This window comes from Olivibacter sp. EAT-5 (assembly GCF_044784325.1).
Classification (GTDB): domain Bacteria; phylum Bacteroidota; class Bacteroidia; order Sphingobacteriales; family Sphingobacteriaceae; genus Olivibacter; species Olivibacter oleidegradans.
Genome location: NZ_CP173028.1, coordinates 4,717,410 through 4,730,928, shown reverse-complemented (window position 1 = coordinate 4,730,928; position 13,519 = coordinate 4,717,410). Strand labels below are relative to the sequence as shown.

Below are 13,519 nucleotides of genomic sequence, written 5' to 3'. Positions count from 1 at the left end.
CGCAATTTATACCGAATAATTATTTCATATTTCAATTTCAACCTATTATTTATGACAAAAAAATACCAATTCAACAAAATATCACTAAAACTCGTCTATTTTGCCTAAAATACCGATCAGTCCACCGGTATGCAGGACTAAAATTCTTGCACCTTCTTGGAAGTAATTGTTTTCAATCAAATCCATCAATGCATAGAAGGTTTTAGCGGTATACACAGGTTCTATTAAGACACCGGTGCTGCTAACAAACGACTTAGTAAAATCCATTAATGGAGGTTTTGTTTTTGCATATCCACCAAAGTGATAGCTTGTATGTATTGTAATGTTGTCTGCTTCATCGTACAATTTTTTTATATCCTTTAAGAGAAAATCACCACCGGCGAGAACAGAAACACCATGTAATTTGGTTTGTTGGTTACGCTGTTTTAATCCCATACTTAAGCCAGCTAAAGTCGTACCTGTCCCACAGGCGCAAAAGATATGATCATAATCTGTGTGAAGCTCATCAATTATTTCCGCACAACCGAGTAAAGCAAGAGAGGAAGCGCCTCCTTCGTTGATGAAATAGGCATATTTGTCCTGTCCAAAGTAGTGATCAAACACATGTTGTTTATTTCTATAAGCCTCTCTTTCAACAAATATAAGCTGCATACCAAATAATTGACAAAGTTTCAGATTGGCGTTGTCTACCGGCTCGCCTCGCACAAAGCCGGTAGATTTAAATCTGAATGAAGCAGCGGCAGCGGCGGTTGCAAGGAGGTGGTTGGACCAAGCTCCGCCAAATGTTACCAAATGATTCCTTCCGTTTTTATGAGCATCTTGCAACAGATACTTTAACTTTCTCCATTTGTTGCCTGAGATAAAGGGATGGATCAGATCATCTCGTTTGATATCTACTGTATAGTTCTTTTTATAAAAAGGCTCGTATCGTAGTCGCTCTATAGGACTAAAAAAATTAAAAGGAAACATGCTGTGTAATTTTTGCCATACAAAACTAAACGGAAAAGCCGGCAAATATTAGATTGTTAGGTTTTTTATTCTAAAAATTATAGTAGGTTTGCTAACCCAAAATAAAACAACAATCTATGGTAAAATATGAAAGGTTCACGTTAAACAATGGCTTAAGGGTATTGGTACACGAAGACAAGTCGACTCCAATGGCCGTACTCAATATACTTTACGATGTAGGAGCAAGGGATGAGGAACCCGATAAGACGGGGTTTGCTCATCTTTTTGAACATTTGATGTTCGGTGGATCCGTTAATATCCCTCAGTTTGATTTGCCGCTGCAACGAGTTGGTGGCGAAAGTAACGCCTTCACCAGCAATGATATCACAAATTATTACATAACGCTGCCTGCCATTAATCTGGAAACTGCTTTCTGGTTGGAGAGCGACCGCATGTTAAGTTTGGCGTTTAGCGAAAAAAGCCTGGAAACGCAAAAACAAGTAGTATCGGAAGAATTCAAGCAACGTTACCTTAACCAACCTTACGGAGATGTATGGCTTAAGTTACGACCGTTGGCATACAAACAGCATCCCTACAAATGGGCCACCATCGGAAAGGAAATTTCCCACATAGAACTGGCATCAATACAAGATGTGAAGGATTTTTTTAAGAAACATTACACGCCGCAAAATGCCATATTAGTTATTGCCGGAGACGTGGACGTAAGTGTGGTAAAAGATTTAGCCGAAAAGTGGTTCGGCTCCATTTCTTCCGGTACCAAATATATTCGCAATCTTGAGGCGGAGCCAAAGCAATTGGAGGCGCGAAGAGAGGTAGTTACCGCCAATGTACCGGTTAATAGTCTCTATATGGCATTCCATATGAGCGATAGGCGTTCAAAAGACTATTATACCTGCGATTTGATTTCAGACATATTATCAAGAGGTAATTCATCCCGATTGTACCGTCGATTAGTAAAAGAGCAATCGCTTTTCAGTGAAATAAATGCTTATTTATTGGGCAGTTTAGATAATGGTTTATTTATAGTAGAAGGTAAACCTTTGCCAAGTACCACAATGGAGCTTGCCGAAAACGCTGTATGGGAACAATTACGTGATTTACAAAATACGCCCGTGTTGGGATATGAACTTGAAAAGGTAAAGAATAAAATAGAATCGACCATGGTATTTGCAGAGATGTCAATTCTTGACAAGGCGATGAATCTGGCATATTTTGAATTGCTAGGCAACGCAGATATGCTTAACGACGAAGTTGTAAAATACCTAAATGTATCCCCTGAGGATATACAGAAGACAGCACAACAAATATTTCAATTAGAAAATTCGTCCACTTTATTTTATTTAGCAAGTTAGCATGATAGACAGAACCATTGCCCCCCAATTTAATGTTGTAGAAGAAGTAAGGCTTTTGCAACCCGAACACGAAGTGTTACAAAACGGAGTAGATCTCTTTGTTTTCAACTCCGGGGAGCAGGATTTGGTAAAAATAGAATGGGTATTCCAAAACCTGAATACCGAAGATCTGCACCTTCCATTACTTAATATTGCCTTAGCCGGTATGTTTTTGGAGGGCACTAAACAATATGCGAGCGCGGAAATAGCGGAAAAAGTAGATTTTTATGGCGCATTTTTGCAGCCGGAGTATTCTTTTGATCATACCTCTCTTACTTTATATGCCCTAAATAAGCACGTAGAGAAGTTATTGCCTATTGTAAAAAGCGTTCTAACAGAAAGTATTTTCCCCGAAAGTGAGCTAAATACTTATGTTCGTAACAACAAACAAAATCTTTCTGTATCATTAAAGAAAAACGACTTTGTTGCAAGAAGAGTTTTTAACAAAACTATTTTCGACAGCAATCGATATGCATATTCCCCCGAAATAGAAGACTATGATCGATTAGAGCGTTCGGATATTTTGAAGCTCTATCAGCACCAGATAAATGCAGGTAATTGCACGATATTTATATCGGGCAGAGTGACAAACCAAGTCCATCAAACTGTTAGAAAGATTTTCGGAGATCAATGGGATGCCCGCCCGCTTGATCAAACGCAACAGCGCATGGTGGACAAGGGCTCGCAAAAGGGAAATCTCATACTTATTGAACGACCGGATGCCTTACAATCAGCTATTCGAGTAGGCTACCAAACCATCAACCGAAAGCATCCTGACTTTTCTTCACTTCAGCTATTAAACACGATTTTAGGAGGTTATTTCGGGTCACGATTGATGTCCAATATTCGCGAAGAAAAAGGTTTTACGTATGGCATCGGATCAGGCATCGCATCTTTAAAATATGGGGCTTTTTTTACCATAGCAACTGAAGTTGGCGTAGAGGTAACCAATGCAACACTGGTAGAAATCGAAAAAGAAATCGATCGTTTGCGAAATGAGCCAATACCGATAGAAGAGCTAAACTTAGTAAAAAATTACGTGAATGGTGCTTTTCTTGGCTCACTGGAAAACGTTTTCTCTCATGTAGATAAATTTAAAAACGTACACTTCGTTGGATTGGATTTAACATACTATAATCGCCACTTACAGATTGTAAAAAGTAGTACACCCGAAACCATTATGAATACTGCTAACAAATATCTTGATTATAATAATATGATCAAGGTAGTAGTTGGCAAAATGGTTGGTTAATCCGAAATAAACACATTCATAAAGGCAGTCTCCGATAGGGGTCTTCGTCAAGAACCGGAGACTGCTTCTTTTTTAGAATATAAAATTAGTACTCAAGAAATTAGAATCTTGATGATTTACAATTTCATTGATGAGTTCTTTATTCTTGTCATTCATTTTGGTGGCTACCAATGATCGAATAGAGAAGGAACGCAAAGCGTCTACAACAGACAAGGTGCCCTCTGCACTATCTTTCCTACCAGTGAAGGGGAATTTGTCAGGTCCCCTTTGGCACTGGCTATTGATGTTCACTCTGCTAACGAGATTTACGAATGGATCAATCAACGATGCAATCTCCTGCGCATGATTACTAAAAATACTTACCTGCATACCGTGGGGAGAATCAATCTGATATTTAATTGGCTCCTCAATCGAGTCATAGGGAATTACCGGAATAACGGGGCCAAATTGTTCTTCGCGATACAATTTCATTTTTTCATTTACAGGATAAACCACTGCGGGGTAAACAAAAGAAGCTAGACTAGCTCCGCCATTTTCGTTAACGACCTTTGCACCGTGTAGGAGAGCATCATCGATGCACTCTTTTAAATATTCCGGTTTACCTGGCTCCGGTAAGGGGGTTAAGCTAACACCCGGAACCCAAGGCATACCGAATTTCAATTTTGCAATGGCTTCCCCTAACTTAATAAGAAAATCATCCACAATGTCCTTATGAACAAAAACGATCTTAATAGCGGTGCACCGCTGTCCATTAAATGATAAAGCGCCCAATACAGTTTCATTAACAGCAAGCGAAATATCGGCATTTTTAGTAACGATTGCCGCATTTTTGGCATCTAAGCTAAGTACAGCCCGCAAGCGATTAATCTTTGGATGGCGTTTTTTAAGGTCATTTGCTACTTTACTTGAACCTATAAAAGCTAACACATTTATTTTGCCTGTTTGCATCAGGCCCGGTGTAATCGTTGCTCCTCGTCCATAGATCGTATTAACTACACCCTTTGGAAAAGACTCCTGAAAAGCCTTCAATAAAGGATAATGCAATAATGTACCGTGTTTCGGTGGTTTAAAAAGCAATGTATTTCCCATAATAATCGCCGGGATCAGCGTTGTGAATGTTTCATTTAATGGATAGTTAAATGGCCCCATGCATAAAACTACACCAATGGGCGACCGTCTTATCTGTGCTACGACGCCTTCTTCGATCTCAAATCGGGATGACTGACGGTCTATATCTTTTAGTGCATCAATCGTAGCGTTTATATAATCAACTGTCCGGTCAAATTCTTTCGCCGCGTCCGTATGAGATTTCCCAATCTCCCACATAATCAGCTTAACTACCAACGAGCGTTGCTCGTTCATTTTGAAAACAAATTTTTGTAGACATTTAATCCGATTGTCAATACTCATAGTAGGCCATTCGCCACGACCGTTGTCATAGGCGTTTACAGCGGCATCCAGTGCTTCCAAGGCTTCCTTGTCGGTACAAATAGGATAGGTGCCAATAAATTTACGCTGCAAAGTTCCTTGCGCGTCGGGTACACATATGGGCGAGTACACTTCGCTGACGGGACCTGTCCAGCTACGCATCTCCCCATCACAGAGATATTCTCGCTGATGGAGTTCTTCATGAATGGCAAACTCTTCCGGTATTTCGCTTTCCGGTACAAATAGAGATTTCAATTGATCGTTAAAGTTCATTTCTTTTGTTTGAATGATTGTAAAACAGTCGATATTAAGCTGTGGCAACTTATCATCGCCTTCTGTTTGGATTTGGTGAAAATAGATAATTTATTAATATTTTCACAACAAAAACACATATTAATAAACAGTTAAATAATTTTTAAGGCTTTATTTTAACAAACAAAAAAGGACTGAAAATCTAATACTAAATCCTTTTTCGTTTTAGCAGCTGCTTTAACCAACAAATAAGGAAACAGTTCACTACTTCTTTCTCACTAAGCAAACGAGTTAATCGTATGCAGGATAGAACGGAACGAAGTCCATTTTTCAAGGCTTTTTGCCAAACATCTTTGTCAGGAGATCGAAAAGTTCGGGATGGTGATCTCTGAATTTAGTTGGCTTTTCGAAGAAATATTCCGATACAACAGCCAAAAATTCTGCTTCATTTGTTAGCGCATAAGGATCAATATCGGAACGACCCGCTTTAATCCGATGCATTTCAGCATGCATCATTTTTATCCAGGGAATCACGTAGGGGCGTGCCAAAAGAAGCTCAGGGATTCCGTCGACACTTCCATCTCGCTTATCGATCAGATGAACAAACTCGTGAATTGCTGTATTACTCCCATTGCTATTTTCCGAAAATCCGTGATGTAAGGCACTTTTCGATAATATCATTTGGCCATTCATAAAACCTTCGCCTACCATACCCAACGTGTTTCGGCGTGCACCAACAAATTGAAAGTCACTGTTAAACGTATCAGGATATAAGACAATGTTACTAAGGTTTTTATAGCGCCAACCGCGAAAATTAAAAATTGGGATAACAGCGCTCGAGGCAATCAAGACCCGGTCCAGCTCATTCACCTCTGTACCAACACCTTCAATGTGCACGTCTCTTAAAAAAATGGTAATCTCGTTAAGAAAGCGCTCTTGGTCCGCGTCATTAAGGTCCCTATAAAAGGATACGTATTGTTCTAATATCCCGTTATAAGTTTCGGTCAAGCCTTCCTGCGCCCCCTTTCTCCCGGCTCGTTTCCTCTTTGACCAGATAAACAATAACACGATCGAAATCGTTATTCCAAAAAAGAGGTATGATAAGATTTCCATATTATTTTTAAAGTAAACTAAAATACAATTTGCTAAACAAAAGACAATCAATCATCTAATAAAAAAAGACGAAATTTAAGCGTAGATACCCTAATTTAGCGGTTCCAAAAGCAATCTTAATGAAGATCATTATAACAGAAAAGCCGTCTGTAGCACGTGATCTGGCAAAGGTATTTGGAGCTACGACGAAAAGAGACGGATATATAGAAGGCAAAGGATACTCCTTTACCTGGGCCTTTGGTCATTTACTGCAATTAGCCCCACCGCAAGAATATGGATATATAGGATGGAAAGTAAAAAATCTGCCGATGCTTCCGCAAAAACTAAAGCTGAGTGTTCGAAAAATCAGAACGAACGAAGGTATGATTGAGGATCCATCTGTACGCAAGCAGCTCAATACCATAAAAGCTCTTTTTGATATAGCGACGGAGATTATTGTAGCAACGGATGCCGGTAGGGAAGGAGAGCTTATCTTTAGATACATTTATCATTATCTCCATTGTCAAAAGCCGTTTAGGCGACTTTGGATCTCCTCACAGACTGATGCAGCCATTAAAGATGGGTTTAGGAACCTTAAACCCGGCAAGGATTATGATACCTTGTTTTATTCAGCTCATTGCCGCTCTGAATCTGATTGGCTCGTAGGGATGAATGCGACCCAAGCCCTGAGTATATCAGCCGGATCTAAAACCGTGTTATCTTTGGGTCGGGTGCAGACTCCCACCTTGGCAATGATTTGCGCTCGATACCTGGAGAACAAGAACTTTATCCCTCAGACTTATTTTCAGGTCATCATTTCCTTGCAAAAGGACGGGCAGAACTTCAAAGCCGTTTCCAAAAAAAACTATTATAAAAGGGAAGAGGCAGAAGAAGTTCTTAATGCCGTCAAAAGTGTAGCAGATGGATTTGCTACAGGGGGGGATATCAGCAAAGTCGAAACAAAAACAAAAAAGGAGCAACCTCCATTGCTGCACGACCTCAGTAGCTTACAGCAAGAAGCGAACAAAAAGAAAGGATACACCGCTGATGAAACGCTGGCAATTCTACAACGCCTATATGAGGAAAAATTAATAACATACCCTCGTACAGGTAGTCAATATATAGGTGATGATGTTTTTGAAACCATTCCGCAACTCATCGAAAAGCAACAACAGCATCCTTTTTTTTCGAAACAAGCTATAGTTTTGGCCAATAACAAACTCAACAAAAGAAGTGTCAATGCCAAGAAAGTGACAGATCACCATGCTATTTTACCGACGGGAGAACCGGCACGAAACCTGTCACCTGATAAGCAGGTACTATATGACATGATTATCGGAAGGATGTTAGAGGCTTTTCATGAGGTCTGTGTGAAGGACCTCACTAAGATTACCATTGAATCAGGTTCAACATTCATCGCAAATGGTACCGTAATTCGATCTGCGGGCTGGCGCGCCGTATACAATGAACCGGAAGAGAATGATCAAGATCAACCGGAGAACAACACCATACCGAAAGTAAGTGAAGGCGAAAGCTTGGCTATTATAGAAAAAAGCATCGCTGAAAAACAAACCAAGCCTAAACCACTTTATACCGAGGCAAGCTTATTGAAAGCAATGGAAACGGCAGGTAAGGAAATTGAGGACGAAGAACTGCGATATGCAATGAAAGGAAGTGGGCTAGGGACTCCGGCAACGCGCGCATCAATCATCGAAACCTTGATAAAGCGTTCTTATATTACAAGAAAGAAAAAGAACTTACTGCCATCGGAAACCGGGCTTGCTGTATACGACATAGTGAAAGATAAACTAATTGCACAAGCGGAGCTAACAGGTCAATGGGAAAAGCGATTGGAAGAAATACGCTCCGGAGCGTCCGTCAAGGCATTTAAAGAAGAAATTAAGCAGTACACGAGAAAAATCACGGAAGAGCTATTAATAGCAGGAAAAGAACTTGAGCTTTTGTTGGAAGATCAGGGATAAAATGTATTATCAGCGATTGTCAAAAATTGCGCAATCGCTGACAGTCGATCATGATGAACAAGTTATTTATCCTTATCTAATTTATCCTTTAACTTCCATCTTTTTAGTAATACCATTGTCGAATGCTTTTTCAAATGATATTTTTCGGGTTCTCCTATTAGAAAACCAAAAGCTTTCATGGAAGGAATAGCGTCAAATAAAACTTTAATAACCGCCGTTAACGGCAGTGCCAGTATTAAACCCGCTAGTCCGAACAACATTCCCCCAAGCAAAATAGCAATTACCGCCATTAGCGGATTAATACTCACTTTACTACCGACAATATTCGGTGTAATAACGTTGCCTTCCAAGAATTGCACAACTTGAAACCAAGCGACAACGCCAATGGCATACCAATAACTATCCTTCGTGGCAAGTGCAAACACTGCAGGTAGTATAGACCCAATGGCAATACCAATATAAGGCAGTAACATCAGTAGAGATGCTAAGGTGCCAAAGAACCAAGCATATTCCACTCCCATCAACAGTAATCCAACCGTATTCAAAACGGCAACAATAGCCATTACCGTAATCAAACCAAGCAAATAGCTTTGAACAACACTATAAATACGATTAAGGGTTTCGTGAACTTTATCTTGAGATGTACTGCGGAAGGCATGAAAGAAAAATTCGCGAAAAAAATCCCGGTAATAAAGAAGGAAAAAAGAAAAAAGTGGCACAATCACAAGACCTGCTAAAATACCGCCCACAGAGCCAAAAGCAGCTGAAAGATAGGTGCCTGCGTTCGATAAAGCCCGATTAGACAACTCCTTTACCTTTGCGGTCAGCTCCCCCGGCTCAACACCGAATTTAACAGTTATCCATTGTTGGATGGTATTAAATATGGTCAAGAATTTACTTTGAAGATCTGTTCCGTTATGGCCAATCACGATTACCTGATGTACAATAAACCAGATGAGTCCGGCTATAACTAATATCGCTAATATAACAGAAAGAATTGCTGAAAGTGCTCTATGAACATTGAACCTTTCGAGGAACCTGGTTACGGGATAAAGCGAAATAGCAATTAGAATAGAAAACATGAGAGGGACAAGCACGCTTTGTAAAAAGTAGAGAACTGCAATGATGAGTACTAATGACAATAAGCTTGAAGCCAACTCAAAAGAATAAGGTCTTTTTTCCGGAGAAGGGGAATTTAACATGTGAATAAATGAATCTTTAATAAATCCATCACTTAACAATAGCTTAGCATAATTGTTTTCGTTGTGCTGTATTTGGTGAAAATTGAGATTATTTCCCGCTGCAGAAGAAACGATGAATATTTCAAATTTGGCACAAATTAAGCTTAACTTCGCAGCTCTTGTAAAATTAATAGGCAAATAGCTCGTTAAAATGCGTGACATGGCAGAATGGCTAACTATCTTTAAAGAACAGTTAATACAAACACCACTGATACAATGGTTTGGAGTCCTTTTCGGAATAGCGGAGGTGTTACTGGCACGGTACAACAAAGTAGCTCTGTATCCCTGCGGCATTATCAGTATTCTCATTACGATGTTTGTTTTGTACGAAGCGGGCCTATATGCGGAAATTTTACTAAATGCCTACTACCTCGTAATGAGCATATATGGATGGTATTACTGGCTTAGAAAAGGAAGTAGTGAAAAGGTGCCCATTACGACCTGCTCAACAAGTGATTGGCTGGTCGTTGCTGGTTTTCTTTTGCTGGGAACGCCTTTTCTATATAAGATTCTCATCCATTTCACGGATTCTACCGTCCCACTGTGGGATACTTGGGTAAGTGTAACGGCTTGGGCCGGGATGTGGTTATTGGCAAAAAGAAAAATTGAAAATTGGTTGCTACTGAATATAAGCAACGCTTTTGCGATCCCGCTTTATATTCATAAAGATCTTTTGCTTTATGCGATATTAACGTTGATACTTTTCATTGTCGCCATTTTTGGTTATTTCGCATGGAAAAAGAAGATTTACCGACAGCTTAATGTATAAATGATAAATCAATGAAACTTCTTCAAGAATTAAAAAAAATAGCTGCAGAATTGCGTCAAGAAAGCTTAGAAGCCGAATTACAAGGTAGTTTAACAACTAAACAATTAGCAGTTATATACGAAAATAAGCTTTTTAATCTCTTTGTACCCAAAGCTTACGGCGGGCTGGACCTCTCCCTAACAGAAGCCCTTCAAATAGAACGGTTGTTGGCCGAAATAGATGGAAGCCTAGGCTGGACGGTGACGCTCTGCAGCGGAGCCAACATGTTTGTCGGCTTTTTAAATCAGGACATCGCACACCCCTTATTCAGCAACAAAAAAGTGTGTTTCGGTGGCAGCGGACGAGTAGGTGGCCATGCTGAAATAATGGAAGAGGGTTATTTAGTATCCGGTAAATGGCAATATGCCACCGGGGCTGCACATAATACTGTTTTCACGGCAAATTGTGAAATTTACCAAAATGGAGAACCATTACTGGATGCGGCAAAGAAACCGGTAATAAAATCCTTTTTCTTTTTACAGGATGAAGTCACCATTTTGCACGACTGGAATGCCATGGGCTTGAAAGCAACAGCGAGTCATAGTTTTGAGGTAAATAATCTAAAAGTAGAAAAGAGGAGGGCTTTCAAAATAGACCCCCAAGGTGCAATATTAAAGGCTCCGATTTATCGTTATCCGTTTCAACAGTTCGCAGAAGCTACATTATGCGTTAACACCCTCGGTATGACCTGTAGGTTTCTCGATTTATGCCACGAAATCTTTGATGAAAAGTACAGTGACGTACGGGATAATTACCATGGGAAAATGAAGTTACCCGATCAATATTTGTCAAATGCCAAACTGGAAATGAATAACTTACAACGCCAACTTTATGAATTAGTTGAAAAATCCTGGATGCAATTGAATACAACGAATGCTATCGACTTAGCTCTACTCGAACAAATCAGTAAACATACTCGTTTGTTGGTAAAGACCGCGCAGCAATGGGTAGCCAAACTATATCCCTATTGTGGTATGAAAGCAGCTAGCCCCACCGAAGAGATTAATCGTATGTGGAGAGACTTGTTCACTGCCAGTCAACACAGTCTGTTTACATCGCCTATCATCGATGAAATTGACTAGTAATAAATTGGTCGACAGCAATATATAGCAAGGTTAAACATCGCATAAAATAAAAAAAGTTGTACATTTTCCGTAGAATCGGATCCTATACAACTTTTGGTGCCGCCAACTTAAGTTAGCTACCATTCTATTTCTTTATTCTTCTATGGTTGTGGCGTCAGGTGCATTTTTCTTAACGGAACTGATACCATTATCACGACCGGAACTCGTTTCATACATCTCGCTGGTACCAATAATTTGTCCGTTTTTTGCCTTCAAGTTGAAAAAGAATTTTCCATTGCTAGATTCTTTGCTATCGTACCGCTCATCTAACTTTGCGTTTTCTTTCACGGACGATATACCATTATTACAAGCTGATTTGGTTGTATACTGTTCGCTTGATAAAATCACCTGACCATTATCTGCTTTTAAATTAAAATAAAATTGGCCGTTTTTAGCTGTTTTAATAACAAATTTTCCCATAACAATAAGTTTAATACCTAAACAAACATAATAATTAAGTTATTTAATAACAATGGTTTTATCCATTTTATTTCTTTTAAAGTAACAAATGATCGTATGGCATGTACGGATTGGTTTATCCGATCTATTTTCTTTTTAACACAAGGGCTAGCCCCGCTATCACCAACATTACACCTAGGCCGGTATATGCATCAATTGGTTCGTTGGCAAGCAACCAGGCAATAAAAAAACCGGATATTGGGCACAAAAAGAGCCAAAAAGAGGCTTTAACGGCATCTTGCCTAATCAAGTAAAGCCAAATTTGAACAGCACCAATCGAAACAACAAATGCTAACCAGCTCACCGCGCTCCAAAATGTTATATTATAAGTATTTAGGGACCGATCGTAATAGAAGAGCATGAAGGGTACAAGCAGTAAACCGCCTAATATCGTTTGCCAACCATTTATAGTAAGTATATTTAGTTTCTGCCAGTTCTTCTTAGCGAAGTAAATAGACCCCAACGAGTAAGATAACATGCTCAGTAGAAGCAAAAACAAACCGATAGGGGACGCATAGCTCTTCATTAATAAAGGATAGGCGGCAACAACAATACCGATGAGGCACAAGCTTAAGCTGAACAATATTTTGGCGGTGATTCGTTGTTTATAAACCAACGCGGAAATCACACTCACAAAAACTGGACTTGTTGCGGGAAAAAGTGATCCAAGACCTGCGGACACGTGCTGCATAGCAAGGACATACAATCCCAAATAAACGCCAATATTGAGAATACCGTAGGCAAACAGCTGTTTCCATTCATTCCCATGAGGTAAACGATGTTTCAGCATAATATGAGAAATAAAAATCATAATGCCGCCGGCCAGACAAAATCGAGTAATCGCTAGAACAAAAGGTTGTGAAACCTGTAATCCCCATTTCGTAGCTATGGACGCAGACGACCATAAAACTGCGAATACTAGGCCCGCCAGTATATATTGTAATTGCTTTATATACATGTGTTTGTCATCGCTTAGTTAGGTATCCCGCTCGAACAATACGGAAAAGGATCCTATTCATTTTCAATAATTTTTAATAGCTTTGTTCGTAGTTGATCAATAGCGATGGCAATATTAAAGAAAATAAGTGTTATCTATTTCTTTATTTGGATGATAATTCCACAAGATGCTTTGCTATTTGTGACCTCGTTTCCTGCACACTACGCTCATCATTTAGAAGATCATGGAAAAATATCACTTTTAGAATTTCTGAAAGAGCACAGTCAGGGAGTTGAAAAGCATGATGCTTCAGATGATGAAGAAGACACAAATTTCCCCTGTGATCATCACCATAATGAAAGTTGTGGTTATTCCCTACATAACTTTAAAATTCTTCCGGCAACGAATGATTGGTTACCGTATATACCCTTACAAACTTGTCCGGCAATCCCTTTAACAGTTTACTTCTCAAATGAACAGGTATCAAGTATCTGGCAGCCTCCAAAAAGCACATTAGTCTTTAACAGGATGTTGTGTAATACTTAGAAACTATGTGTTTAGTGATGGTAATTCTTCAATAATTA

The 13,519-nt window shown here is 39.4% G+C and carries 12 protein-coding genes; 6 read left to right on the top strand and 6 right to left on the bottom strand.

The window, feature by feature from the left end; translation table 11 throughout:
* Nucleotides 1–84: 84 nt before the first annotated feature.
* Nucleotides 85–969 (bottom strand): 1-aminocyclopropane-1-carboxylate deaminase/D-cysteine desulfhydrase, encoded by an 885-nt coding sequence (locus ACH11B_RS19685; protein ID WP_377608924.1) that lies wholly within the window; start codon nt 967–969, stop codon nt 85–87.
* Between the two features lie 116 nt (nt 970–1,085).
* On the opposite strand from ACH11B_RS19685, the gene ACH11B_RS19680 reads away from it, so the two are divergent.
* Nucleotides 1,086–2,321 carry a pitrilysin family protein gene (locus tag ACH11B_RS19680; protein ID WP_130855990.1) on the top strand — a complete coding sequence of 412 codons (1,236 nt, stop codon included), beginning with the start codon at nt 1,086–1,088 and terminating at the stop codon, nt 2,319–2,321.
* 1 nt (nt 2,322) lies between these two features.
* The gene (locus ACH11B_RS19675) at nt 2,323–3,612 is read left to right on the top strand and encodes a M16 family metallopeptidase (protein ID WP_377608926.1); all 1,290 of its coding nucleotides are present in this window, start codon (nt 2,323–2,325) and stop codon (nt 3,610–3,612) included.
* 72 nt (nt 3,613–3,684) lie between these two features.
* On the opposite strand, the gene ACH11B_RS19670 is transcribed toward ACH11B_RS19675, so the two are convergent.
* Nucleotides 3,685–5,313 (bottom strand): NADP-dependent glyceraldehyde-3-phosphate dehydrogenase, encoded by a 1,629-nt coding sequence (locus ACH11B_RS19670; RefSeq protein WP_130855992.1) that lies wholly within the window; start codon nt 5,311–5,313, stop codon nt 3,685–3,687.
* 309 nt (nt 5,314–5,622) lie between these two features.
* Nucleotides 5,623–6,405, bottom strand: coding sequence for a zinc-dependent peptidase (locus ACH11B_RS19665; RefSeq protein ID WP_377608928.1), 783 nt, complete (start codon nt 6,403–6,405; stop codon nt 5,623–5,625).
* Nucleotides 6,406–6,524: 119 nt separating this feature from the next.
* Between ACH11B_RS19665 and ACH11B_RS19660 the strand changes: the two genes are divergently transcribed.
* Complete coding sequence (locus ACH11B_RS19660; RefSeq protein ID WP_377608930.1) at nt 6,525–8,366, top strand: DNA topoisomerase 3; 1,842 nt, start codon at nt 6,525–6,527, stop codon at nt 8,364–8,366.
* Between the two features lie 62 nt (nt 8,367–8,428).
* Here ACH11B_RS19660 and ACH11B_RS19655 read toward each other — a convergent pair whose 3' ends face one another.
* Nucleotides 8,429–9,769 (bottom strand): AI-2E family transporter, encoded by a 1,341-nt coding sequence (locus tag ACH11B_RS19655; protein WP_083812311.1) that lies wholly within the window; start codon nt 9,767–9,769, stop codon nt 8,429–8,431.
* Between ACH11B_RS19655 and pnuC the strand changes: the two genes are divergently transcribed.
* The gene (gene pnuC, locus ACH11B_RS19650; protein ID WP_013666925.1) at nt 9,768–10,376 is read left to right on the top strand and encodes a nicotinamide riboside transporter PnuC; all 609 of its coding nucleotides are present in this window, start codon (nt 9,768–9,770) and stop codon (nt 10,374–10,376) included. The genes ACH11B_RS19655 and pnuC overlap by 2 nt on opposite strands.
* Before the next feature lie 11 nt (nt 10,377–10,387).
* A complete protein-coding gene (locus ACH11B_RS19645) occupies nt 10,388–11,497 on the top strand; it encodes an acyl-CoA dehydrogenase (protein ID WP_377608932.1) in 1,110 nt (369 codons plus the stop codon).
* 135 nt (nt 11,498–11,632) lie between these two features.
* On the opposite strand, the gene ACH11B_RS19640 is transcribed toward ACH11B_RS19645, so the two are convergent.
* Both ACH11B_RS19640 and ACH11B_RS19635 read right to left on the bottom strand, forming a co-directional pair.
* Entirely contained in the window at nt 11,633–11,959 is a 327-nt protein-coding gene (locus ACH11B_RS19640; protein WP_013666923.1) for a YegP family protein, read from the bottom strand.
* 124 nt (nt 11,960–12,083) lie between these two features.
* Complete coding sequence (locus tag ACH11B_RS19635; protein ID WP_013666922.1) at nt 12,084–12,956, bottom strand: DMT family transporter; 873 nt, start codon at nt 12,954–12,956, stop codon at nt 12,084–12,086.
* A 105-nt stretch (nt 12,957–13,061) separates the two neighbouring features.
* Here ACH11B_RS19635 and ACH11B_RS19630 point away from each other — a divergent pair, with 105 nt between their 5' ends.
* Nucleotides 13,062–13,481, top strand: a complete 420-nt coding sequence (locus ACH11B_RS19630; RefSeq protein WP_165446962.1) for a hypothetical protein — start codon at nt 13,062–13,064, stop codon at nt 13,479–13,481.
* The last annotated feature ends 38 nt before the right edge of the window (nt 13,482–13,519 follow it).